The sequence below is a fragment of the Sedimentibacter sp. genome, assembly GCF_038562225.1.
Classification (GTDB): domain Bacteria; phylum Bacillota; class Clostridia; order Tissierellales; family Sedimentibacteraceae; genus Sedimentibacter.
Window position 1 is genome coordinate 216965 of record NZ_JBCFAS010000002.1, and the last position, 24634, is coordinate 241598.

Sequence of the window (24634 nt, forward strand, 5' to 3'; positions counted from 1 at the left end):
AGCTTCTTCTTAGAAATGATGCGTTGTATTGATTTCAATTTCCGGAGAAATTGTTATTTTATTGAGATTTGTATTCAAATATGCTCCCCACCAACCAAACGAGCTGTTCGTTATAATATTATGTTTACACAAGCTCATCAACTGCATATCGCGATAGCTACCCTTACCACTATTCCAGTCAACAAAGTATACATTGTCCTTTTGAAAATTCAGTCCAAATATTCTTTCATTTTGTTTACACCACTCAATACTTCCTGGATCACAAAAAAAGAAAAAACAAGGATTCTCAATATTTTTTTTAATATATCTGACAGCTCTTTTAAAATAGCCACTTCTATAATATTTACCATTAACTGATAGCATATCACCTCTTCTTGCATGTATTGCAATTGATTGACATGTTGAAATTTTCTCTGCACAGTTCTTATTTTTAGCATCAGTAATAACCGGAAAGATAAAACTTCTTCTAATTTCAGTATCAATTTTTTCAATATTGTTATTTCTATTTTTAAATGTAAGTCTTTGTCCTGTTAATACACTTTCTTCACCATTATAGAAAAGCTTATCAACATCTGAAGACAAATACTCCTTAAATCTATGCTCTCTATATATTCTACGAAAATTCGCATAGGTGCCTGTTTGCTTTAATTTAAAACTTAATGGAATATTACCTTTCCTACTTATGGACCACTCTCTTTTTTCATCCTCAAAATCTCCACGAATATTTTTCAGAACTAATCCTTCTTCTTGAAAAGCTCTTGCAAAATAAACTGGCCAATTCCAATCTTTTTGCCAAAATGCACTCTCAACAATCATCTTGCTTATATTCATCCATTGTTCATTCGTAAATATGTCTTTTATGTTTGGAACATCAATTCCAAAAATTTGATCTAATTCGTAACCATTCCACTGACAAATGTAATCATTGCATAAGGGAATTTCATAAATAATATTTTCAATATAACACGAATCATAAGGATTGGTTTTCCTAATTGCCAAAAATTCACAGTAGCTTAGCATCTGGTTTCCTAATCCTGATTCAATATGTATTACCTTCATTTCTAACATTTACCTTTCATCATTTACAATTTTGAGCATGCATATATAGTGAAAGTCAACTTTAAATTATTCTTATTCAAATCATACACAGTACTTTTTTACTAAATTGATATTTAATAATAACTGTTCAGTTCCACGAGGTGAGTTTATATAAACCAACTCAAAACATCGAATTAGATATGTGAAATTGTTAGTTTTATAAGTTATGTACATTTATGGCTAACTGTACTTATACTAACTTTTTTCATTCAATGTAGAATCAAGCTCTTCTGTAAATCTTTGAATTGAGAACTGAGTTGCCTTTTCTTGAGTCTTAACTCGTATATTCCAAATACATGGAGAATTAATATTATCAAATATTTTTTGAAAAATATTTGCGACTTCATTAGGACTATTTTTATTAACTAAAAACCCATTCTCTCCGTTTTCAATTAACTCTTGAAGTGCACCACTCCTTGAACAAACTGTGACTAACCCTGCTGCCATTGCTTCAACTACTGTGATACCAAATCCTTCTTCCCATATCGGTACATGTACAAAAACATCTGACTTTAATAATATTTTTGACACTTCTCTTTGTGTCCCCCAAAATTTAACTTTTTTGCAAAGTTTGTATTTTTTAGTTAATTGCTCTAATTCTAATCTATATGGTCCATCACCAACAATATTAAAATGAAAAGGACTATCGTCTGGTAACAATGATAACCCTTGTAGGATAATTTGTACGCCTTTATTTTTTATTAATCTACCTATATATGTCAATTCAATCAATTCAAAAGAACTTCTTCTTTGTAATTTAGCTAAAAATTTTTTTAAATCAACTCCATTGTATATAACTTTAATTTTAGAGTCATTTATTTTATAGTAATTTATCAAACTCTTTTTTACATAATAAGAAATAGCAATAACCATATCCGCCCGATATAAAGATTGTCGAATTATTGCTTCGCGTAGCCACAAAAACCTTCTTTCTGACGGACACATATCTTTAGCATCACAATGAGCATAGGCGTATGTTTTAATATATGGTTTAAAAAGTTTTATTAATATTAAATAAACATGCATCATTGGTGCTGAATGATGTACTACAACTGATGTTATATTTTCTTTTTTACACAAAAACAAAATATTAACAAAGGATTTAACTGGATTTAATTTTGAAGCATTCATGTTAATAACATTATCACCTCTGTCTAACATTTCTTGAGCAATTTGCCCATTCCCCCACAAAAATAAAAAAATGTTATCCAGTTTTGAATTACAAGCATATTCCTTACATAAAACTTCTATCCCACCAGTATACCCTGTAGCAAGTAAATGTAATATCTTCATATGTTTTATTCCTCTATCCAGCAAATCTAATTACATATCAATTTGTGATAGCAATTAGATAACTTTTTATAAAAGATTTTAGATGAAAACTTATTTTCAGCAATTTCCCTTGATTTTACTGACATTTTTGTAAAAGTCTCTTGATTATTTATAAATAGTATTTTCTCAATCAGGGTCTCTATATCTCTTGGTTTTATAAGATATCCATTTAAATCATCTATAACTGCAGATGAAATATCCCCTACATCAGTTGCCACAACTGGCATTCCATAACTAATTGCCTCCAAAATTGATATTGGAAGTCCTTCGTTATATGAAGTTAATACAGACACTTGGCTACTACAAATCAATTCATTTTTCTTATCTCCAGTCACCCAACCACAAAACCGGACATATTTATTTAAACCATTTTCATCACAAAACTTTTTCAGTTTCTCTTCATCTGGACCAGTACCAGCTATAGCCAATCTAATTTTTTCTAATTTCTGTTGATCCTTAAGTATTTTTAAAGCATTAAGTAGATCAAACATACCCTTTCTAGGTATTAAAACGCCCATGAATAATAACTGACATTTTTTATCATTCCACGACACCATTGTATTAGGTATCTCAATGGCATTATTGATTAGCATGATATTAGTATCCGGCTCAATATTCTTAATTACAGTTTCCCATTTTTCTCCTAAAACTAAAAACGTATCACATTCCTTTAATAAGCATCGTATTTTCCCTTGTAAATAACAATTTGATTCTTTATACCACTTTTCAAATTCCGAACCATGCAAATGGATAATATCTTTAATTTTAAATATCTTACATAGCCTATGTATCAAATACTTTCTGCTAAAACTGCCTTTATACGACATATGCATATGCACAATTTCAGGCCTGAAGAAAATAAAATTGATGAGTATTTTAATACAAGCTACGATAAAATAGATGCTCTTAACCGCATTGTTCCCTGGATAAAATGTAGGAACAAACTTAATCTCAATACCTTCATTATCCCAATCATGAGATAAAATTTGAGAAATAACACTCGTCATCCCACCCTTATTAGTTGGATGATTACCACACATCAGTACTTTTATCATTGCTACTAACTCCCTCTAATTATCTCCTTACTAGAATACCTTCATTATGTTTATTGGTAAATATGTCACCATAAGAATTACATAGTTCGCATTTTTTTCATATTCCTATCGTTATATATAGTAACACCTAAAAACTATTGCAAAATTAATTTTCCTCGATTCCAATCATTTTCAAAGTTATAGCTTTATTCCTTCGGTTCACTCTGTTGTATCTACCATAACCAATACTGGTTTAATTAAGGTGCATTTTACTTTAGTGCTCAATAATTCAAATTCTTTTAATTTCTTAAGACACTATCACCAGTTTATCTTATACTATTACAATCTATACGTTCCATTTAAATCACAAATTTTACGTGTATCAAGAATTACTTTATCTCTAAGTTTATCCATATTTTTTTTAATTTCATCATGACCCACAAGCAATACAACAAAATCAACAGTGTTTAAAAATTCATCTAAATCATGAAATTGGTTTGGAACAACATCCTTCTTAATATATGGATCATATACTTTAACAAAGTTCCCACTCAAATGCTTTTCCATTGATTCTAACATCTGAAGTGTAGGTGATTCTCTCATATCGTCTACGTTTTCTTTATAAGTTAGACCATATAAACCAACACGACTTAAATCTGTCATTCCTTTTTCTATCATTATATCATGTACTCTTTCAAGTACAAATTCAGGCATAGAATCATTAATTTTTCTTGCAGCAAGAATAATATTAGCAAGGCCTGGATAATCACCAACAAGAAACCATGGATCAACTGATATGCAATGTCCGCCAACACCAGGGCCAGGTGAAAGGATATTTACTCTTGGATGTTTATTTGCTATTCGTATAATCTCATAAACGTCCATGTCATCAGAGCGGCAGATTTTTGCCAGTTCATTGGCATATGCAATATTTATATCACGGAATGTATTCTCAACAACCTTTGTCATTTCCGCAGTCTTTATATCCGTAACTACTATCTCTCCTTTACAGAACACTGAGTACACTTCTTTTACTTTCTCTCCAATAATTCTATTATCTGCACCTATCGTCCGGGAATTATGAACAAGTTCATAAAACATATTTCCTGGTATTATTCTTTCTGGTGCATGAACAAGATTTATATCTTCACCAATTTCAAATCCATTTTCTTCAACAATTGGACGCACATATTTATCAATAGTACCTGGAGCTATGGTTGACTCAATAACAATAGTTGCACCTTTTAAACACACACCCATTACGTTTTTTATAGCCGCTCCCACATATTTTGCATCTATTTTCTTTGTGCACTCATCATACGGTGTTGGAACAGAAATAATATACATATCTGTCTGCTGATATTCATTGCTAAATTGTATCCCCAATTTAACAGCAGTATTAAATATTTCATCTAAGCCATCTTCTTTAAATGTAGTTTTCCCCGAATTTAATGTAGACACAAGTTCTTCGTTACAGTCAGTACCGATTACCGCCAATCCATGAGATGCTAACATTAATGCTGTCGGTAATCCGATATATCCTAATCCTATAACATTGATCATTTTTTCCCCTTCCAAATTACCTAGATAATAAAAATTTTGTTTTGTATGTTAACATTACATATTTTACATTTCCGATAATGTATCGTTTAAACATGCGTTTCGGTTCCTGTATAAAACGATAAAACCATTCGAGTCCATGTTCCTGCATCCATTTTGGCGCTCTGTCTGTTACACCAGCCACTACATCAAAGCTTCCTCCAACACCCATAACAAAAGGAACGTTCATTTCATTTAAGTATTTATTTATCCAATATTCTTTTTTAGGTGAAGAGAAAGCTACGAACATAATATCAGCTTCAGAAGCTGCTATTTGTTGTACAATTTCAAACTCATCTACTTCAGTGAAATACCCATTTCGATATCCGACTATTTTGATATTTTTATATTTATTTTCAAATATAGACTTAACCTTAGTTACAACTTCCTCTTTTGCGCCAAACAAAAAAATACGATATCCTTTTTTATCCGAAATTTCCACTAGTTTTGTAAATAAATCAATTCCTGTTACCCTTTCCACAACAGGAATACCAAGCTTTTTTGCTGCCCATATAATTGATGCACCATCTGCATTAATTAATGGACAGGAATTAACAATTTCAGTTAATTTATCATCCTGTTGCATTAAGTTTATTTTTGATGCATTAATGACAACATGCTGAGTTGGTTTTTTTTCAACAATAATGTCTTCAACTTCTTTTATTGTTTCATCGAAACTTAAAGCATCAACATACGTATTAAATAATTTAAATCTCTTATTTTCCATTTAACTATTCCTCATTACAAGTAGATATTCTCTTATATCAACTTTTTCTCCCTAATGCTTTAGCATCTTCGCTGTGGCTATTATATTCACCCAAGTTGGCAAGTTTTGTATCCGATTTAGCTTGCACCCTTCCTCATTAACACCACCGGTACTGTCTTTGCCAGAATCTCCATGTCCATCATCAAAGACCAACTGTCTACATATTCAGCGTCCATTTCCATCCACTCTTCAAAGTCCACCTCGTTGCGGCCGCTGATCTGCCAGATACAGGTAATCCCCGGCTTCACTGATAATCTCTTCCTGTGCCTTGGGTCATACATATTTACTTCACTGGGCAACGGAGGTCTTGGACCAACCAGGCTCATGTCTCCTATCAGCACATTCCACAGCTGCGGCAGCTCATCCAGGCTTGTTTTCCTAAGAAAACGTCCTACCGCAGTTACACGGGGATCATTTGTAATCTTGAATACAGGTCCGCTCATCTCATTGAGGTGCACTAATTTTTCTTTAAGTTCTTCAGCGTTTATAACCATTGATCTAAACTTGTACATTTTGAATCTACGTCCGTTCAATCCAACCCTCTCCTGGCAGAATAAAACCGGTCCGTCAGATGATACCTTTACTGCTATTGCAATCAGTAACAATAACGGACTGATGGCGATGAGACCTATCCCCGATATTGTAACATCCAATGTTCTTTTCATAAATTCCTGTACCGGTAACCTTGGACTGCCGTAATAGGCAACCATTGGCAACCCATCAAAATTAACTGATCTGCTGCGTGTTACTTTTGCTACGATGTCATCAAGCAGAATTGTAACGGTCTTACCCATAATATCCAGTAACTCCAGACAATCCCTTACCCCTTGGTCTGATAATGGGGCTGTGACTACTGTTACATCTACAATTTTCATCCTCATAATTGATTCAAGATTTGGATAATCTCCCAGATATGGTACTTTCAGACCGTTGCGTTCAGGTGCTAGGTATCCTATGACTTTATATCCCAACTGAGGATTTTCATTAACCTTGTCTAAATAAGAATGAGCCGCCTGACCACTCCCAAGAATCAGAACATATCTGGTATTTCTCCCCATCAATCGCCAGGATTGAAGCATCAGTCTTACAATGCAATGAACCACTAAAGTAAGACAAAGTGCTATGGTTTCAAAATAAAACACAAATCGATTGTGTATTAACGTTGGCTGGTATAAAGTAACAGTCATTATCGTCACAGCAAATGTAACAACATGTGCCTTTACAAGTTGCCTTATTTCAAATCCTGCAGTCATAAACCTTCTGGACTGGTAAACCTTAACGGTGTTAGAAATTATAATCCAACATAAAACATATACCAAAAATATCACAAAATACTGTTCCCATAAACTTCCGCTCAAAGCGTGTTTAAACAGGTAGATTTCCACTGTGCAATAAAACCCCAGACTAATGATAATAAAATCTACTAACCGCGAAACATCATCTAAAAGCGCCCCAAATTCCCTTAACATCTATTTCCTCCCCTGGTTTTGAAACTATTCCCAGCTCTAAACCCTCAAAATCCAATTACATTGTATGGTTGTCATTCCAGTTACAAGGACAGCCTTAAAAGCCGTTCTAGTTTAGTAACGGAATTTACAGCTTTAAACCGGATTCTGAAATTCTTAGCATAATTAATATACCTATGAAATTATTGCGTAAATGAAAATCGTGCTGGATAATCTTGATTTCGACCGGATGCTAGCCGGTCAGTACATGAGGCAGCGAATATGATAGTATTGCCGCTAAGGCATTGATAGGAACAGGTACATATTTCCGGTACCTGCTAAAAAACGAATATGTACTTGAATTAATCCTCATCCCCTGTTACTCCCCCGTTATCCCGGTTTATGCATTTGCTATTATGTATGATAACTTTGCCTGAAATTTATGAAAGTTAATAACGAACCCTAAACTTTTTTTAAATCCATCCGAAATAATGAATGTGTGCCTGTTTGTTTCAAATGGGTATTTTGTTGTACCAACAAATAATTCAAAGTTGTACAAAAGAAACCCAGAAATGACAAAATGTTATTGCCATGTCTTAAGTCCTGCACTGGTTAATCCATAATGTTTCAAGCAATGAACATTATAGCACTGCTGACAAAATTTGTATACCCTCGACAAGGCAGTAATTTTCGACGTTTGTCGACTGTATTCGACAAATTTCTTCATTAAAGTTGTAATTACACGTTATGTTTACATAAATTATTTTGTGTGGAAAAAGCTGATTTGAAGTCGGCATTTTTCTATATGATTGTTAATCTGTGAAAATTGATTTTATAAGGTTATGCTTGAATGTGATTGTTTAACCATTCGTTATTTCTGATTATTGCAAAATACCGTTCATCAGAATGTTCCAAAAAAGCACATGTATTTTTTTGTCGATTAATGTCGGATTTTTCTCGAGTGGTATTAAACCTATACACTAAAAAAACCGAATTAACCAGATTGTTATATAACTCCTGGATAATACGGTTTTATAATTTTTTCTCTAAGCAGAAATGCTATTTATCACTCATAATAATATATTTCATACACTATTTCAGCAGTCTATCAAATACATCTAGTTTCTTTTTTCTTTTATAAACTCTCCACGTTACAATCAGATCATCAGGATCAGTTATTTCCTCTTTCGGTATTAAGGAAATAGGCCCATTGTGCGGTGACGTCTTTACAATTTCAGGATTTTCATAAGCCTCTTCTGATATTTTTTTAAATATATTAACATATTCATCTATTTCCTTTTTAGAATAGCTTTCATTTGGTTCTGGTGTAAATGGTTCTTTTATTATACGTGGATGATGACTTTGGAAGTATCCCTGCAAACCATAATCGCCACTTCTTCTGTCAATATCCTCTGTATTTACGCCCGTATCGTTTTTCAATTTTTCCCAGCTGTAGCGAATTTGTTCCATTCTGAACTGTCCTTCTGCCCAGGGAACTGAAATTCCCTTCACTTCCTTTAAAAGCTTCTTCATCATATAGTTGTTGTTGATGACAGATATTTCAGATACTTCTTTTAGCCTTTCTGCTCCGATTGATAAAATCCATGCATATGCTCTTAACACTACTGCTATTACTCCGTAAAATTCTCGTATCTTACCTATGCTTTCAGGTCTGTCATTATCTAAGCCATATCTTTTCCCATCGAATTTTACAACTGGAGACGGAAGGTATTTCACTAGGTAATCTCTTACGCCTTGCGCTCCGCAGCAGGGTCCCATGGAACCATGAGGTGATGAAAAAGCCTTGTGAAGATTGAAGTGACACATGTCGTATCCTGCTTCTCTCGCTCTCGTAATGCCAAACAGACCATTTGCATCAGCCTGGTCAGCTATGCATAATCCTCCAGCATCATGTACTATTTTTATCATCTCCTTCACTATAGGGTTATAAATTCCAGTATCCTCCGGGTTTGTGATAAACATCCCTGCAGTCCTGTTGGATACTACTGACTTTAATGTTTCTATATCAGCATATCCGGTCTCCTTGTCCGGCATCAGTGTTATTACCTTGAATCCCTTTGTGCGCGGAGCCGCAGCATTTACCGGATGAGACAGCAGAGTCGTTATTATTTCATCCCTTTGTTCTACCTCACCTCTGTCACTATGATATGCCTTCAAAATTGAAGCATTGGAAAATACAGCCTGCGCTCCGCCACCCGGTTGAAACGAAAACGAATCCATGCCGGATATTTCTTTTAACATTTCTTCTGTTTTATATATTATCTCCAAAATGCCCTGTGTTGTTTCATCATCCTGAAGAGGGTGAAGTTCCGAAAATTTATGATTGGATACAAATTGTTCATTGATTTTCGGACTGTATTTCATGGTACAAGTTCCAAGTCCTATATCTATGTTTATGTCCTGCCCCAATGTTTCCTGAGACAACCTCAGAAAATGCCTAAGCACCTGAGGCTGTGCTATTTCCGGCAAAGCAGCCTTTCTTTTCCTTTCTATGCTTTTTGGTATGAGGTTTTCGAATTCGCCAACTTGTTCTCTTAATTCCTTTTCAGGCTCTGGAATCAGTATCCCTCTTTGACCTTGGGTACTGAGCTCAAATATAATCGGTTCATTCCATCTTGCCTGATGAAAATTTCTGACTTTCATATCTTCTTTCATGTTTTTCACCTCTAATGGTATCAATGTGGTTTTTAAGCATATACCGTTTTATTTCAAAATTTCTTTAAGTGTCTCCGAAAGTCTGTCTATGTCTTTTTTCATCGTCAGCTCTGTTACGCAGTATAAGGCTGAATTTCCAAGTTCCTTAAATTCCTTTGATATGTCTTTTCCTCCGAAAATTCCTTTTGACAATAATTCTTTGTTGATTTCTCCGACAGTCTTTGTAGTATCCTCAAAGTTAAGTATGAACTCTTTAAAATTTGTGCTCCCATTGAACAGTACCTTTATTCCGTCAACCTCGGACAGTTTTTTTGCTGCATATTTGGACTTGAATAATATGTTTTCTGCTAAATCATACATTCCTTCAGGTCCCATCAACGAAAGATAGACTGCTGCCGTTATTGCCCATAATCCAGTATTTGTGCCTAAGTATTCCACTGCATTTTCTCTGCTGCCATAGCTTGTTCTTTGATTTAACGAGCGTGCAAAGCCGAACTCGCCTTTATCGTTTTCATACAAACTATAAAAGTGGTTTGGAAAATTCATAATGTAGTTAGAATCATTTTTGCTTGCGATATAACCTGAAAGGCCGCTGCCAAATCCCATGTGCATTCCCAGGCACTGAATATCACCGCAGGTTATATCTGCTCCATAGTTCGACGGGGCCTCCAATATCCCTAATGATGATGGATCTGCCGACACTACGAATACAGCTCCATGCTCATGAGCTATCTCTCCGATTGTTTTGCCGTTTTCTTCGATAAATCCCAGGTATGAGGGATTTTCCAAGTATACCGCTGCTGTTTTTTCTGAAATCTTTCCTCTCAGATCATCTACGTTCAGCTGTCCTGTGACCGGATCGTAGTCTATAAACGTAATTGTCATAAAATCAACAAAATTATTTAACTGAGATATGATATCCGGGTTCATGGTTCTTGGAACAAGCAATTCAGATCTGCCTGTAATACGATGTGCCATCCTCAACGCAGTACATGTTGCTTGACCGCCGTCATATGTTGCTAATCCTACAACATCCATATCAACAAGCTCACCCATTAAGCTTGTGAATTCAAATATTGCCTGACATTTTCCGTGATCCGTATATGTTTCACCACAGTATGCTGTTAAAAATTCACTTCTCGAGTTGATTTCGTCGCATATTGCAGGAACATAGTGGTTGTAGCATCCTGCACCTAAAAAATTCAGATTATCTTTGCATGAAATGTTTTTTCCTAATGTCTCCTCCACTTGATCCTTCAGTTCCATTTCTGAAAGCAGCGGTTCTGGCAATTTCATGGTTCCTTTGAATCTTTGCTCCTCCGGTATGTATTTCAGTATCTCCTCAGCGTTTTTTACTCCTATTTCTTCAAGCATTTCCTTTTTTATGCTTTCCACACTGTTAGGCATGTATGGATGAGCAATCTTGACTTTTTTGTCCATTTTGTCTCCAGCTCCTCTTTATTTAAAATACTCCTGCTTAAAGCAGTAGACATTTCTATATTTATGAAGCATCTGTCTTCATTAACGAAATGTCTACCATTAATTCCTTTTATAATAGTTAATACATTGAATAATCTCTGTTATACAATGTGCAAGCCACAAAATGATTTCTTGAATTTTCCTTCAGTTCCAGGTTTTGTAACGTGCATTCCGCTTTAACTTCCGGACATCTTGCAGCAAACCTGCATCCTGGCTTTGGATCAATAGGACTTGTCACTTCACCCTTAATTACAGTTTTCGATTTAGACCTGGAACTTAAATCGGGAGCAGGTATGGCGTTTAACAATGCCTTTGTGTATGGGTGCAACGGGTTGTTGAATAGTTCTTCGGAGGGAGCCCTTTCAACGCATTGACCAAGATACATTACAGCAATTTCGTCGCTAATGTGCTTTACAACGCTTAAATCATGCGTTATAAACATATAGGTGAGACCTCTTTCTTCCTGCAATTCCATCATCAGATTGAGTATCTGCGCCTGGATTGAAACATCCAAAGCTGAAACAGGCTCGTCACACACTATAAACATCGGATCCAATATCAATGCTCTCGCAATGCCGATACGCTGTCTTCTTCCACCGTCAAGTTCATGAGGATATGTGTTTATGAATCTTTGCGCTATACCGACTGTATCCATAAGTTCAGTTACTTTTTTTTCTATTTCTTTTTTATTGGTTATGGTTCTGCAAACTTTGACAGGCTCAGTAATGATTTCATTTATAGTCATTCTCGGATTTAAAGATGCATATGGATCCTGGAAAATTATCTGCATCCTTTTCCTCATATCAATCATTTCTTTCTTGTCATAATTTAAAATATTCTTGCCGTCATATAATACTTCTCCGTCTGTGGGCTCCAGTAATCTCAATATCGCCCTTCCAAGTGTAGATTTTCCGCAGCCTGATTCGCCTACGACGCCTAATGTATGTCCCTTTTTTATTTCCAAATCAACACCGTCCACCGCATGAAGCGTGCCTTTAGGTGTTTTAAAATATTTTTTCAAATTCCTGGTTTGTATTAAAGCTGTGCTCATTTAATGCCTCCTTTCACCGCTAATGATCCTTCTTAATTTAAAGAATACAAATGACATTTTATGGAATGCATTCCTTCCAAAAATACATCTGGATTTTTTGTTTTACAAATTTCCATGCATTTAGGACATCTGTCATGAAACTTACATCCATCAGGCAAATTTGTCGGATCAGGCATCAATCCTTCTATAGGGCTTAACCTTTTTGACGTTTTTTTCATATCTGGTATTGAGCCGAATAAACCAACCGTATAGGGATGGTGGTCTTTGCCTTCAAATATATCTTCTGCTGTGCCTATCTCAATTATTTCACCTGCATACATAATTGCAACCCTATCGCAGGTTTGGGCTACTATACCCAAATCATGCGTTATCAGAATCATAGCTGTATTTATTTTTTCCTTCAAATCTTTCATCATTTCAAGCACCTGAGCCTGAATTGTAACATCCAGCGCTGTTGTTGGTTCATCAGCAAGTAAAAGCTTAGGCTCACAGGCTAATGCTATTGCAATGACTACTCGCTGCTTCATACCTCCCGAGAACTGATGGGGATAATCCTTTTTTCTTAATGCAGGCAGCCCTACCAGTTCCAATATTTCATCAACTCTCTTAGACTTTTCTGCTTTGCTCATATTTTTTTTATGCAGCTCCAGCACTTCAGATATTTGCTCGCCGACTGTCAATATTGGATTCAAGCTTGTCATTGGATCCTGGAATATCATTGACACGCTTTCTCCCCTGATCAATCTCATGTCTGCTTCTGTAGCCCTTATTATGTCTTTGTTCTCAAGCTTAATGCTCCCGTCTTTTATATAACCGATTCTTTCCGGCAGGAGTCTCATGATGCTAAGTGCTGTTGTTGTTTTTCCAGCTCCGGTTTCACCCACAAGTCCTATTGTTTCGCCCCTGTTGACGGTCAGATCCAATCCGTTTACGGCATACACAACAGCCTCATCCGTTTTATATTCAACATGCAAGTTATTTATCTCAAGCAATTTTTCTGCCATTATTTCCTCCATCAATCATTAATTCTTTAACCTGGGATCCAATGCATCTCTCAAACCATCTCCTATCAAGTTCAAGGACAGCACGGAAATTATTATTGCAATACCGGGAATTACAACAAGATGTGGATAATACCTCATCTGCTCCTTTCCATCATTGAGCATCGATCCCCATTCAGGTGTAGGAGGCTGTACTCCGAGTCCAAGGAAGCTTAATGCTGCCACGGATAATATAGTTGATGCCATAGTTGTTGTTGCCTGTACAATTATGGGTCCTATTGCGTTTGGGATAATATATTTCATAATTATTCTGCTGTCTTTAGTTCCGTATGCCCTGGCGGCTTCTATGTATTCCTGTTCCTTAATTGGCATTATTGCGGAACGGACCACTCTTGCAAATTGCGGAATCCTTGAAATGCTTAATGCAATCAGCAAATTGTTTATGCCTGGCCCTAGCGCGGACACTATTGCTATTGCAAATATAGTCGCTGGGATCGCCAGGAACACATCCATAATTCGCATAAGGAAGTTATCTGTCTTTCCTCCGTAATATGCAGCTATGGATCCAATTATTCCGCCGATCACCAATGAAATTGCTATTGTTACAATTCCTACAAACAATGATATTCTTGTGCCGAATATAACTCTGGCAAATTGATCTCTTCCGTATTGATCAGTTCCGAAAAAATGTTCACTGCTGGGTGTCTGCAGCCTTATTTTGACATTTTGATTTATTGCGTCAGCTTTATAATCTGCAAGAAAATCTGCAAACACTGCTATGAATATTAATACTATAAGCATTGCCAGCCCTATCATTGCCAGTTTATTTTTCTTGAAACGAAACCAAATATATCCCAATTGGCTTCTTTTTTTCACTTTTTTGTTTGATGTCTTATAATTTGATGCAACATTGTTAATCTCTGCCATATTCATCACCGACTAAGCCTTTACATACTGAGATTTTATTCTTGGGTCAATATACGTATATAATATGTCTACAGCCAAATTTATCAGACCTGCAAGCAATGCAACAAATATAATACAAGCCATTACCATTGGTGTATCTTTCATCCTTACTGAGGTTATCATAAGTGTTCCTAATCCCGGCATTGCAAATACGGTTTCTGTTATTATAGCTCCACCCAACTGGATTCCAAAATTTATACCTATAATTGTTACTACCGGCAATAGCGCATTCTTCAAGGCGTGCTTGAATATTACCTTATTTTCTCCTGCACCTTTTGCTCTTGCAGTTCTGATATAATCCTGTCTGATGACTTCGAGCATTGTTGAGCGTGTCATTCTTATTACTGTTGCCATCGTATTTGCTGAAAGAGTGATTGACGGCAAGATGAAATGCTTCCATGTATCTACTCCCGTAGCCGGCAATAGGTCTAAATTCAGTGCAAATATCAATATGAGCATTAAGCCCAGCCAAAATCCTGGAATTGACGTCAGAAAAAGCGATACTGCAGTGACCATTCCGTCAATAATTGAATATTGCTTTACTGCAGATATTATTCCTACGGGGATACCTATTATAACTGCCAGAGTCATACCCCAAAATGCAAGCTTCAATGTATTTGGAAATCTAGCCGCAAGCTCTTCTCCCACTGGGAGATTTGTTCTGTATGAATTCCCGAAGTTCCCGTGCAACGCGTTTTTGATGTAATTTAAATACCTTATGAAGAAATTATCATTAAGTCCCATTTCCTCCCTGAGCTGTTCAACATCGCTCAAAGTTGCATTTTCTCCTAATATCAATCTCGCCGGGTCCCCTGGCGTTAAATTCATTATAGAAAATATGATAAATGAAATACCAATCATAACAGGTATCATAAGAAGAATTCTTTTCCCAATATATTTTAACATTTTACCTCCTTAGAACATTCAAGCAGATATAATACCTGCTTGAATGTTGACTATACTTTTTGGTATCACTACCATGACCAGTCGTAAACGTAATATTTCAGATTTGGAATAGCTACAACTCCGGTTAAATCTTTGTTTGCTGCGATGCATCTTCTCCCTGTAAAAAGAGGGACTATAACACTTTCATCTTTAATTATCTGGCATACATCAGCATATATTTGCGCTCTTTCTTCTTTTGACTGAGATGCCCTCCCCTTTTCCAGCAATGTATCTAATTGCGGAATGTTAACTCTGGCAAAATTGCCTCCGCCGTTTATCATGCTGCTGTGGAATGCTGAATATGTGGCGAAATCCGGATCCATTACGGTTATAGGTATAGCCCAGAATGTTATTTCATAGTTATTGTTTGTCAATACATCTGCCATCCACGAACCTCTTTCCATAACTTCTATCTCAACCGTTATACCAATTTCAGCAAGCTGAGCTTGAATCATTTCAGTAGGCTTGATATATGTAGGGGAATCAATGGTTTTCATTTTAACTGTGAATCCATTTGCGTAACCGGCTTCAGCCATCAATTGTTTAGCTTTTTCGACATTGAATTCATTTGCTTTAAAGTCTTTAGGATATTCATCAACTAATGGCACCATTGCTGCTTCTACTGGCGTGCCTACGCCTTCAAGTGCCCCAATGATGATTGATTCTCTGTCCATGGCATAATTTACTGCTTCTCTAAGTTTCTTATCCGAAAAAATGCCCTTCTCATTATTGAATGATATCAAGTAGTAACATGCTTGGTCTGCTTCATAATATTCCAGATCTTTGTTATCGATTAAGCTTTGTCTTGCGCTCTTAGGAGGAGTGTCCATTATGTCCGTTTCCCCTTTTTCAAGAGCGACAACTGCGGTGTTTGAATCTGAAATCACTTTGAATGTAAGATTTTTTATGGCAGCTTCGCCCCTGAAATAATCCTGGAAACTTTCTAATACTATCTTTTCTCCATTTTTCCATTCGACAAACTTGTATGGTCCTGTACCTATCGGATTTCTTGCAAAGCCTTCTTCATTTGCTTCAACTGCTTTTTTGCTCACTATAGCAACATTAGCTGATGACATGCATCCTAATACTGCACCATACGCCTGCTTCATGTTAAGTTTGACTGTGTTTTCATCAATCACTTCTGCTGATTTCATAGCTCCGGTAATTTTAGTAGTAAATGCAGATGCAATTGATCTGTTCAATGAAAACGCAACGTCATCAGCAGTCATTACCTCGCCGTTATGGAATTTTACATTTTTTCTCAGGTTGAAAACAACTTCCTTTCCATCTTCTGAGATTTCCCAGCTTTCAGCCAAAGAAGGAACCAATGTCCCATCCTTTTCTTCTCTGATCAATGTATCAAATATTTGATAATGTACATATTGAGATGTTGAGTCGTTGGATTTGACGGGATCCAATGTAACAATGTCTGATAGTATGCTGTACATCAGCGAATCTTTTTTAGTGTTTTCTGTTGCGCTCTGTGAAGCTGTACTTTCCGAGTTGCTTTTGCTTTGTCCGGAGCAGCCGGTTAAAATCAGTGTCAAACTAAGCATCATACATAGTACGGATTTAAGAATTCTATTTTTCATATTTCCTCCAATTTAACTTAATCAAATTTTTTTAGTTCTGCAATAATAGCCAAAACATCTGTTTCAAACAGACGATCAACATTAGTGCTGACAAAACCTGTTTCTTCTATTAATTTTTTAGTTTTAAATTCTGCTCTAGTAGCTTCTTCAGCCTTTTCCAGCAATTCCTCATAATTGTCCGGTGGTATCACAATCACGCCATCAGCATCTCCAAAGATTATGTCACCTGGATTCACCACAGCTCCTCCACATTGCACCGTAACGTCATATTCACCAGAAATCCCCAGCAAATTGGTGGTTACAGGAGACAACCCATCACAAAACACAGGAAATTGCATGTTCTCTATCGCTATAGAATCAGTTGCAGGTCCGTCAATTACTATGCCTGCCAACCCCAATCTTTTCGCGACTGTCGCCACGATTTCACCTGTGCAGGCATACAAATCATCACCTGCTCTGTCAATAACAATAACCGATCCCTTTGGAGCTCTCTTCATTGCGTAATACAATGCGGTAGAATCCTTACCGGGAATTCTGACTGTATAAGCGGGTCCCACAATTTTTGCAGCTTTATATATAGGTTTAATTTTAGGACTCATATACCCGCTTTTTACATAATGACCTACCTGTGCCGGATCAACTTTCATAAATCTGTCTATTATTTCTTGTGTCAACTCCATTTTCTTCTCCTTTCCTATCAGATTTTCTCTTTTATTTCATATACGTCCGTTCTCCGGTTTTTAAGTGAAGGTATTTGATCTCTAATGCTTTGCAGATAATCGTAATCTATTTCTGCTGTTATTACACAATTTTTATCACTTGCCTTGGCTATTATGTTTCCCCATGGGTCTATTATCAAACTTTTGCCATAAGCGTCAAACCTTGTCTTTTTGCCTATCTGTCCCGGTGCTATTATGTAACAGCTGTTTTCTATAGCCCTCGCCCTCAGCAATGGTTCCCAGTGATCTTTTCCTGTCGGCATTGTGAAATTGGCAGGAACAAAAATGACCTGTGCGCCTTTCAAAGCCATGATTCTGTATAACTCTGGAAACCTCATGTCATAACAAATAGAGAATCCAAAGTGTCCCAATTCTGTTTCTGCCGTGACAATTCTGTTTCCAGCCTGCTTTGTATCTGATTCTTTTGCAGAAATTCCGCTGTTCAGTTCGACATCAAACATGTGAAGCTTGCTGTACTTGCACACAATTTCTCCCTTGTTGCTTAACAGCACAGATGTATTGTATGGTTTTCCATCATGGTTTTTTTCTGCAATGCTTCCGCAAAGAATCCACATGTTGTGTTCAATTGCCTTTTCTCTCATCAGGTCTATTGTAAGCCCGGGTATCTCCTCTTCTGCTCCTCCTTCTCCTATATTGTCGCCAATTAAATTGAAGTATTCTGCCATGGCAACAAGCTTTGCTCCTTTTAAAGCCGCTTCATCTATGAGCTTGCAAAAATTTTTAAGATTTTCGCCCTTATCATTTCTTGAATCATATTGAATTACTGCTGCTGTGAATTTTTTCATCTTATCCCTCTTCCATATTGCTGATTTTTAAAGTTCGTTTTGTACGAATTCAACAATTCTGTCAACGCACCTATTAACTATTTTTTCACCTTTTTCAACGCTTGCAGCTGTTGAATCTCCTACTGACCCTATGTCTGTGAGAGTATCAAAAGACCTGAACTTTATAAAGTCTGTGTATTCCGTATAGTGCCCGACTTTCTTTGGCAATGCATTTACAAGCTTATCCATTCTAACCATTTCCGGTTTTAAATACATCATTACAGATGTGCCGCATTCACTGGCATGTCCATGTGCCATATATCCTTTATTCTCGAATATGTCAAGTCCGTTTGGCTGAACAAATCTCCACCAGTCAATTTCTACACATTTCAGGTCGAATTTATCCTGATATTCCCTGATTACCTGGCTAATTATGGGTGTGTTTCCGGCATGCGTGTTCATAAATATAAATCTTGTAAATCCCCATTTTATTAAGCTTTCAAAAATATCGGATATATAATTCTTGAAATGCTCAGGCCTGATAACCAGAGTTCCGGGAAACATTCCAAGCGAATAAGACTCTCCAACTTGAACCGTAGGTCCGATTAATGCATCAAGCTTTTGGGCTATCATCTTTGATACTTCTTCAGCTACAATAGTATCTGTTCCCAATGGAAGCTGAGGTCCATATACCTCTATTGCTCCCGAAGGGATGATGACTGTGTCCGTATGTTTTCTCCTTTCATCAAATTCCATCCAACTCATTTCCTTTATTATGCTGCTCATTAAACCACCTCTGTATTTGTAATTTGCTAATATAAAAGCAATTTACATGCCAAAGTCGCAGTGATTTGTTTTCTTTTTATTTTCATGTATTTTCCGCTTAATTTAAGCATTCTGTTAAACTCACAATTTATAGGTCTGTGAGCTTTATCCGTTTTATATAATAAAAAACCGGAAAAAATTACCCCCATCAGTATTTTTTACCGGTTTCACATGTTCAGAAATTTTATCCGATGAATTCAGTTGATATCTATTTTATATTCATTAATTTTATTCCTCAGTCCTTTTTCGCTTATGCCTAATGAATCAGCAGTCAATTTTCTCTTGCCGCGATTCTTGATTAAATTTGCCTTAATAACTATTTCCTCAATATCCTTCAGCGTCATACCCACAAGATCTTCGGAAAATATTGCATTAACTCCCTTATTTATCGTATCATACCTGATAACCTCGTTGGGTAAGTCAACTATTTCAATAGTGTCACCGCTGCACAATATCATTGCGCATTCCACAATGTTTGAAAGCTCCCTGACATTTCCCGGATAATCATATTTAAACAGTTTCTGTTCTGCTTCCTTTGATAATCCTCTTATGTTTTTACTCAATTCTTCATTGAATTTTTTTATAAAATGACTGAACAGCAAAGGTAAATCCTGCTTCCTGTCTTTGAGAGAAGGCAGTGTAATCTCGACTACATTGAGTCTGAAGTATAGGTCTTGCCTGAATTCACCTTTCTCTACCAACGACTTCAAATTTTTATTTGTAGCAGCAATAATTCTTAAATTTAGTTTTTTCTTTTCGTTGCTTCCCAAAGGAGAGTATTCCTTTTGCTGTAAAACTCTAAGTAACTTAGACTGGATTGCAAACGGCATATCTCCTATTTCATCCAGAAAAATCGTCCCATTGTTGGCATATTCAAATTTCCCCTGCCTGTCCTCTACAGCACCGGTAAAGGACCCTTTCTTGTGACCAAATAGTTCTTCTTCCAACATGCTTTCCGGAATGGCTGCACAATTTACATCTTCAAATCTTTCTTTTTTACGTTTACCGGAATAATGTATTGCCCTGGCGACCAATTCTTTTCCAGTGCCGCTTTCTCCTGTTATTACAACATTCGTGTCAACATCTTTCAACTTTTCTATCATTTTAAACACATTTTTCATTGCAGGACTTCTGGCTATTATACCGCCATAATATTTATTCTCCAGTTCCTTGCTTAAAAACTCAACCTTCTCATTCAGCTTTTTATATTCTAAGGCTTGGTCAATATGGAGATATAGTTCACTTATGTTAAGCGGTTTCGTCAGGTATGTATATGCACCTGCTTTAATGGCTTCTACAGATGTATCTATACTTCCGTAAGCAGTCATTATTATTACAATCAAGTTCTTGTCAATTTTTTTCATTTCCCTTAAAACATCCAGACCGTTTTGATTACCTATTTTTAAGTCCAGCAAGCATAAATCGAACATGTCTTCTTTCAATGCTTTAAACCCATCTTTCGGGCTTAGGCAGGCTTTTACATTATATTTGTCCTCAAGAGCAAGAGTTAAAGACGTGCAGATTCCAAATTCATCATCTATTATTAATATGCTTTTATCCATTCTTGCCTCCTAAATTTCAAGGTTATTTTTGTAAAGGCTGATAATTCACTCTCTAAAATCATAACACCATTATTTTCTTCTACAAATTGCTTTGATAGAGCCAATCCTAACCCCGTACCATTTGCCTTGGTTGTAAAAAACGGTTCTGTGCACTTTTTAATTTGTTCATCCGACATGCCTGTGCCTTCATCTAAAACCTGGATAAAATTATATTCGTCGTTTTTCCATAATTTCACAAATATATGAAATTTTCGAGTTGCATCACTATTTGATTCAATTTTATCCTTTATAGAATCATATCCATTCAGCAAAATATTAATTATGATTTGCTTCAACTGATTTTTATCAGCAAGTATTTCCGGACATTCTTCTTCATCCACAACAAGCTCGATACCTTCTTTTTTCAGCATAGGATTGATTAATGTTGTGCACGATTTAACAATATCATTAATCAAAATCATTTCTTTGTTTTTTGTTTCTGGCTTAGCATAATCAATAAGATTTCGTATTAAGTTATTAACTCTATCAACTTCTTTAGGTACAATCTCAGCAAATTGATCCAGAAATTTCTGATTATTCATTTTTGTTGGAATTAATTCTACAAATGTTTTGATAGAAGCCAGAGGATTTCTTATTTCATGTGCAATACCTGCAATCATACGGTTTAGTTCCTTATTCTTTTCCTTCTCAAATATTTGCTCCTTCATCCTAAGCTCTTCGGTGATATCATCAACAGTAAGAATTGCACCTCTGATGCTGTCATCGTTATTGTGCAGTTGGTATATGTTGTATCTGTAACTTATATTTTCCTTATTTTTAGTCTTTATTGTTATTTCCTGGTTTATAAATGTCGCATCTTCAATAAACAGCTTATCCATTTTATCCATCAAAATCTTTGTTAATGTGGCGATGCTGAATATATTTTCTCCTATGGGTATATTTAAAGTCCCTGTTAACTTGCAGGCGCTTTCGTTAAACAAGGTTATTTTAAATTCCTTGTCAAAGACAATGATACCGGTTGGACTATGTTCCACAATATTATTTCTTAGTTCATTGCTGTTTCTTGTCTCTATAATTTGGTTTATTAAATTATTATTGGTTATCTGCAGTTCCTTAGTTTTTTCATTAACTTGTTTCTTTAGATTAATGTTCAGCCTTAAATATATGATAATAATTGTAACAACAACTGTCGATGCAATTGTTGCTATTACAATTATTTTTTTGATAACTTCTTTTATTTCATTTTTATCTTCATTAATCCATTTGTCATAAAGTTTTTCATAATTGCCGCTGATTCGGATTTGCTGCAAGCTGTCATTAAGCTTTTTAAGAAGATCTTTATCTCCATTTTTTACAATCATTGTATATTCTATGGGAACCATATAATTGCTGATGATAGTATAACTGTCTTCAAGATGCGATTTTTCAATCTGGTACAAAATACTGGTTCTTACGCCTACTAGGGCATCAACCTTTTTAGTGGTAAGCATTTCAAATGCCCGAGTTTGATTAGAAACAATGACTGATCTGAGGCTCCCCATTTTTCTCATATATGAATAGCCTATTGATTCATTTTCAATAACAGCAGTAATACTGCTCATACTGATATCATTTTTTATTCTGCCTACGTTTTCATTTGAAGCAATCATGACTATTGATGACTGAGAAATACTTTCCGTCATTTGGTCCTTAAATTTCAAGCTATTATTTTTCACTCCCAAAACAATGTCTACTTCCCCATTTCCCAATGCATCCAAGCAGTCTGATTCGTTTTCCATAGGTATGTACTCTATTATAAACTTGTTTCTTTCAGCAATGTTATTCAGCAGGTCAATATGAAAGCCTACATATTCACCGTTATCTTCAAACTGATAAGGCGGAAGATTAGGCTCAAAAGCAACCTTGAGCATTGTGTTAATACCATTCACCTTGACTGTAGAAAAAGTTAAAATAAAAATAATGATACTACTCATTATTTTAAATGCTTTACACTTCATGATAATTTCACCACACAATTAGATTAAGAATAAATTTACGAATTAAGCCCATTTCGATTATTGGTTTTGAGAACAAAAATATTCTATGCTTTAAAATCTTACAATAATTATTATAAATATTGAGATACCAAACATTATACTATCTCAAATCAACATCGTCAAGAATTATACATTTCATAGCATGCCATCGCTGTCATCGGGTATGTCACCGGGGTCGGTTCTCACTGTCCATCACTTCAGACTGCAAATGCAAAATGGCGGTCCGAGACTGCTAAAAGTCTCGAACCGCCCTGTTTTCTCCATCCGACTAAAAGGTACGTCCCGGAGTTACCCAAATCAATTACATTACAAAACCTGCAGTTATAAGCACAGCCACTATGAAAGCCGCAATAAAGGGGAATATTACTGTTATCCACAAGTAGTGTCTATATATTTCTTTAACTTCCAGTTTAGCAGCCGTTGCCGCATTTACAACACCAGGGCTATGAGGCAGAGTATTTAATGAAAGAGCTGTACCTGTAGCCAAACGGTGAATTGCTTCTGCAGGAACTCCGGCTTGTAAAAATCTCTCAGCGAATGTCTGCATCGTTATTGTAACAGCCGGTGTTCCGGAACTTGTCAATGCAGCGATTACGTTAACACAGATAAATATCTGGAATGCCGGAGGCAAGAATTCCAATGCATCCATACCCGTAGTAATAAAATTATAAGCACTGGTAATTGTAATAACTGCTCCAAAAGCTATTGTACCGCTTATCATGACACATGTGTTTATACCTATAGGCACTCCCACTTGAGAAACTCTTTTGAGATCAATTTGCTTCCAAAACAGTGCCAGGCAAACAATGTTTGCAGCTATGAGAGCAACAGCAGGCGGCTGCTTTAACACGTTCATTACAACCAGCAATACTATACATGGAAACACGCTTCTCAGCACACTGTACTCTACAGAATCTGTTCTGCCTATAGTGGAATCTTCTTGTATTCTTTTACCTGTAGGCAAAAATGTTTCGTTTCTTTCTTCGGCTTTTTTCAGTGTAGTTTTTACATAAAATATTGAGAGTACTATCATAATAACTGTACCTATAATACCAAGTATCGGAGCGGCTGTGGGTGTAGTTCCCAGATACGTGGTGGGCGTAAGATTTATAACATCCGGAGCTCCCGGAAGCCAGCCTACTGCAAATGTTGCAGACCCAAGTGCGGCTACTCCATAGAAATGCCATGGTATGTCAAGTTCTCTAAATAAATCTTTCGCTAATCCAACCATGATAAATACAACTACTAACGAACTAACCCCTCCATATGTCAAAATGGAGTTTATGAACGGAATTGACATAACTGCCAGAAATTTCTGATGCTTTGGCCATCTCTTACATATTCGAGCTATCTTAACCGCCAAAGAATATGCAGCTCCACTGTCACTCATCATTCGTGCAAACAGCGAGCTAAACAAGTAAACCAGGAACCATTTCTGAAAAAAACCTACAAAAGTGCCCATATATGTTTCAGACAAACCCTTATACCAAGGAATACCACTAAATACCAACACAATCACAGATGCAATGATGGTCAATAATCCAATGTTATGGCCATTATAAGCAAAATAAATGAATACCGCAAGTGCTATACCAACACCCAATAAACTAATCCATTCCATAAATATTCCTCCCATTAAACAAAGTTTTCAGACGCTCCCAATACATATTCAGTATCCGTATATCACACTCCATAATTTTTCTATTATGGAGTGAATTTACTG

Annotated in this window: 19 protein-coding genes; all 19 read right to left on the reverse strand. The window is 36.0% G+C overall.

What is annotated here, in order from left to right:
• Positions 1-9: 9 nt before the first annotated feature.
• The 19 genes from AAGU76_RS07595 to AAGU76_RS07685 all read right to left on the reverse strand — a co-directional run bounded on the left by AAGU76_RS07595 (position 10) and on the right by AAGU76_RS07685 (position 24532).
• Positions 10-1068 carry an alpha-1,2-fucosyltransferase gene (locus AAGU76_RS07595; protein ID WP_342484871.1) on the reverse strand — a complete coding sequence of 353 codons (1059 nt, stop codon included), beginning with the start codon at positions 1066-1068 and terminating at the stop codon, positions 10-12.
• Between the two features lie 225 nt (positions 1069-1293).
• A complete protein-coding gene (locus AAGU76_RS07600) occupies positions 1294-2391 on the reverse strand; it encodes a glycosyltransferase family 4 protein (RefSeq protein WP_342484872.1) in 1098 nt (365 codons plus the stop codon).
• Between the two features lie 26 nt (positions 2392-2417).
• A complete protein-coding gene (locus AAGU76_RS07605) occupies positions 2418-3485 on the reverse strand; it encodes a glycosyltransferase family 4 protein (protein WP_342484873.1) in 1068 nt (355 codons plus the stop codon).
• Between the two features lie 318 nt (positions 3486-3803).
• Positions 3804-5027, reverse strand: coding sequence for a nucleotide sugar dehydrogenase (locus AAGU76_RS07610; protein ID WP_342484874.1), 1224 nt, complete (start codon positions 5025-5027; stop codon positions 3804-3806).
• Positions 5028-5043: 16 nt separating this feature from the next.
• Entirely contained in the window at positions 5044-5790 is a 747-nt protein-coding gene (locus tag AAGU76_RS07615; RefSeq protein WP_342484875.1) for a WecB/TagA/CpsF family glycosyltransferase, read from the reverse strand.
• Between the two features lie 116 nt (positions 5791-5906).
• Positions 5907-7298, reverse strand: coding sequence for a sugar transferase (locus AAGU76_RS07620; protein WP_342484876.1), 1392 nt, complete (start codon positions 7296-7298; stop codon positions 5907-5909).
• Between the two features lie 1068 nt (positions 7299-8366).
• A complete protein-coding gene (gcvPB, locus tag AAGU76_RS07625) occupies positions 8367-9950 on the reverse strand; it encodes an aminomethyl-transferring glycine dehydrogenase subunit GcvPB (RefSeq protein WP_342484877.1) in 1584 nt (527 codons plus the stop codon).
• A 48-nt stretch (positions 9951-9998) separates the two neighbouring features.
• The gene (gene gcvPA / locus AAGU76_RS07630; RefSeq protein ID WP_342484878.1) at positions 9999-11390 is read right to left on the reverse strand and encodes an aminomethyl-transferring glycine dehydrogenase subunit GcvPA; all 1392 of its coding nucleotides are present in this window, start codon (positions 11388-11390) and stop codon (positions 9999-10001) included.
• A gap of 118 nt (positions 11391-11508) precedes the next feature.
• Positions 11509-12480: an oligopeptide/dipeptide ABC transporter ATP-binding protein gene (locus tag AAGU76_RS07635; protein ID WP_342484879.1), complete on the reverse strand. Its 972-nt coding sequence runs from the start codon at positions 12478-12480 to the stop codon at positions 11509-11511.
• 32 nt (positions 12481-12512) lie between these two features.
• A complete protein-coding gene (locus tag AAGU76_RS07640) occupies positions 12513-13484 on the reverse strand; it encodes an ABC transporter ATP-binding protein (protein ID WP_342484880.1) in 972 nt (323 codons plus the stop codon).
• Positions 13485-13502: 18 nt separating this feature from the next.
• Positions 13503-14408 (reverse strand): ABC transporter permease, encoded by a 906-nt coding sequence (locus AAGU76_RS07645; RefSeq protein WP_342484881.1) that lies wholly within the window; start codon positions 14406-14408, stop codon positions 13503-13505.
• 12 nt (positions 14409-14420) lie between these two features.
• Positions 14421-15353, reverse strand: coding sequence for an ABC transporter permease (locus tag AAGU76_RS07650; RefSeq protein WP_342484882.1), 933 nt, complete (start codon positions 15351-15353; stop codon positions 14421-14423).
• Between the two features lie 68 nt (positions 15354-15421).
• Entirely contained in the window at positions 15422-16984 is a 1563-nt protein-coding gene (locus AAGU76_RS07655; RefSeq protein ID WP_342484883.1) for an ABC transporter substrate-binding protein, read from the reverse strand.
• Between the two features lie 17 nt (positions 16985-17001).
• Complete coding sequence (locus AAGU76_RS07660; RefSeq protein ID WP_342484884.1) at positions 17002-17664, reverse strand: RraA family protein; 663 nt, start codon at positions 17662-17664, stop codon at positions 17002-17004.
• Positions 17665-17681: 17 nt separating this feature from the next.
• Positions 17682-18509: a carbon-nitrogen hydrolase family protein gene (locus AAGU76_RS07665; protein WP_342484885.1), complete on the reverse strand. Its 828-nt coding sequence runs from the start codon at positions 18507-18509 to the stop codon at positions 17682-17684.
• Positions 18510-18536: 27 nt separating this feature from the next.
• A complete protein-coding gene (locus tag AAGU76_RS07670) occupies positions 18537-19274 on the reverse strand; it encodes a creatininase family protein (RefSeq protein ID WP_342484886.1) in 738 nt (245 codons plus the stop codon).
• Between the two features lie 236 nt (positions 19275-19510).
• The gene (locus tag AAGU76_RS07675; protein ID WP_342484887.1) at positions 19511-20875 is read right to left on the reverse strand and encodes a sigma-54 dependent transcriptional regulator; all 1365 of its coding nucleotides are present in this window, start codon (positions 20873-20875) and stop codon (positions 19511-19513) included.
• The gene (locus AAGU76_RS07680) at positions 20857-22872 is read right to left on the reverse strand and encodes a transporter substrate-binding domain-containing protein (protein ID WP_342484888.1); all 2016 of its coding nucleotides are present in this window, start codon (positions 22870-22872) and stop codon (positions 20857-20859) included. Before AAGU76_RS07680 ends, AAGU76_RS07675 begins: the two co-directional genes overlap by 19 nt.
• A 340-nt stretch (positions 22873-23212) precedes the next feature.
• Positions 23213-24532, reverse strand: a complete 1320-nt coding sequence (locus AAGU76_RS07685) for a hypothetical protein (protein WP_342484889.1) — start codon at positions 24530-24532, stop codon at positions 23213-23215.
• Between the last annotated feature and the right edge of the window lie 102 nt (positions 24533-24634).